This is a genomic window from Moorena sp. SIO3H5 (assembly GCF_010692395.1).
Taxonomy (GTDB): Bacteria; Cyanobacteriota; Cyanobacteriia; order Cyanobacteriales; family Coleofasciculaceae; genus Moorena.
The window spans coordinates 1-2,154 of the sequence record NZ_JAAHHS010000695.1 but is presented as its reverse complement, the minus strand read 5'-3'; the positions used below and the strand labels follow the sequence as shown (position 1 = coordinate 2,154).

The following is a 2,154-nucleotide window of genomic DNA, read 5'->3' as shown; positions in this document are numbered from 1 at the left end:
TCTGATGGGGATCTGAGTCAACCAATCACGGCTATCGAACTCAGGTATTATGGATTACCCATTAGCCATTACCCTTTGTTTGAGACAAAATCTTTAATATAACAGCCTTCGCATCTTCTAGAGGCAGATGGGTGTCTTGATTCTTGTAAGCAATGCCCAACTGCTGGCATAGATCGAATACCTCTTCTACTCGAAGGTCATACTCGGCGGCAATTTCCACAATTGACAGGTCTGCAAAGCCCATGATAATTAAACCTGATAATAACTAATGAACAGTTTGGGAATTGACACTCCCCGGTCGCGCATACGCGGGGATTCGTTAAGAGTCCACAAACGAACTCTTACAGGCGTAGTCAAAGCGCCCCTACTCAGTCCTGACAGGTCAATACCCGCAGTTCTGGCTACTTTCCTCAATATGTTCGCTGAACCGTTACAGTCGGCATTCACATAGTAATTTTGAGCGGTACGATATAAGCCACGTTTGACTCTTTTTCCTGATGGTTTCCATTCTGCGGGTTTTTCACCGAATACAGGAATCTCATCATGATCTAGAGCGCTGGCTTTACTTGTATAGCTTTCTTCGGTTTCTATAAACTGAATTCCATTTAATTCACATAATTGAGCGATTCTATTTTTGAGTCGTGCTGTGGGTATCTGAATAAACTTTTGGTTGTTTTTTCTGCTCATTCTTGAGCTATTTTTCTGTCCTGGGTTCCATCCAAAGACGATTGTTCCTATAGCATTATCAATGCAGTGATTAACTACTAGCTTGGCGGCCTTGTTAACAGCGTCTCTCATTTGTCTATTACGTTTCTCGGTAATAATAGAAAGTAACTTTGTCCAGTAATCTTTGCTTTGGCCTTTTTTAAGAGTTGCGACACGCTTGTTATACCACTGGTTTAAGCTCTTGAGGTGCTTTCCGTCTACGATAAAGCTATTCCCAATGGTTTCGACACATGTCAACCAATTATCAATGCCATGGTCAATCCCCAAGGCTTTACTTTTGTCTAGGACGTTTTCTTTGAAGTCTATTTTATAGACAAACTCTATATAGAAGTCTCCATTCCTAGGTAAAATGCGAACTTCTTTCACAGAATCCCAGTCCAGGTTTGATGGCAGATCAACAAAAAACTCAGACAGTCCAAACCATGCTTTAACCTGCTTTCCTAAAGGGAGTCTAATCTTGCTATTGGTATTTTTCAGCCATCTTTTTGGATAGGAGACAGTGAACAGCCCAGTTCTTCGATATTTTGGCGGCTTTGGTCGATCCTCTAATTTTCCGGTTAAAAATAGTTTGTTCAACTTGTAGAATGACTTAAAAGATTCAGCCACTCCATTACATACTTGTTGGGACGCGCTTACGTACATAGCTTTGAAATGTCGGTTGCGCTTCATTTCTGCACAGAGTTCAGATCTACCTACAATACGCCTAGCTTTAAACCAGATTTGCCTAGCGTAATAAACTGAACAATTATAGATTTTATTTGACTCCGAACAGATGTACTCAAGTATGGCTATTAGGTCTTTGTTTGGGGACAGCAACACTTGTTGGCATCCCCAATACGATTGTTTTTTGTTCATAGTATCATTATAGACTACTATGTTGATAATAGCAATATTATCAACATAGTAAAATGAGAAAGACATCCAAGAAATACAGGAGAACCGCCCATGCTGTAGGGTTAGCACACGTTCACATGGTATGGATCCCAAAACGTCGCAAACCTGTACTTGTGGGAGAGATCAAAGTTCGCTTAGGTCAAATATTAAATGAGGTGGCGTCTGAAAAAGGATGGTTATTAAAAGCTATTGAAATTGCACCAGATCACGTACATGTATTGGTCGAACACTCTAGCGACGTAGCTATCCACGAAATCGCTAAAGCTCTTAAAGGTCGTTCTTCTAGGTTACTAAGACAGGAATTCCCTCAGTTACTCAAGCTGCCCAGCCTGTGGCCTAGATCTTACTTTTATGACACCACAGGCGCAATCAGTACTGCAAAAATAATGGCTTACATTAATGATCCTCATCACGGCAGTTAAAACTGCCGTGTCGCGTTTCTTTGAAGTTACCGTAAGAGTAGTGGAGCCTTATTTACAAGATTTAACCCTTTTACCCATAGCCGACTAACCATAAAGGCTCCACTACTCTAAG

Annotated in this window: 3 protein-coding genes; 1 reads left to right on the top strand and 2 read right to left on the bottom strand. The window is 41.0% G+C overall.

What is annotated here, in order from left to right; all coding sequences use genetic code 11:
* Positions 1-61: 61 nt before the first annotated feature.
* Together F6K52_RS35635 and F6K52_RS35630 are read right to left on the bottom strand one after the other, a co-directional pair.
* Positions 62-244, bottom strand: coding sequence for a translation initiation factor IF-2 (locus F6K52_RS35635; RefSeq protein ID WP_070395846.1), 183 nt, complete (start codon positions 242-244; stop codon positions 62-64).
* Between the two features lie 5 nt (positions 245-249).
* On the bottom strand, positions 250-1,581 hold the full coding sequence (locus F6K52_RS35630; RefSeq protein WP_293089824.1) for a transposase: 1,332 nt from the start codon (positions 1,579-1,581) through the stop codon (positions 250-252).
* Positions 1,582-1,634: 53 nt separating this feature from the next.
* On the opposite strand from F6K52_RS35630, the gene tnpA reads away from it, so the two are divergent.
* A complete protein-coding gene (gene tnpA / locus F6K52_RS35625) occupies positions 1,635-2,042 on the top strand; it encodes an IS200/IS605 family transposase (RefSeq protein WP_293089822.1) in 408 nt (135 codons plus the stop codon).
* Positions 2,043-2,154 lie beyond the last annotated feature (112 nt).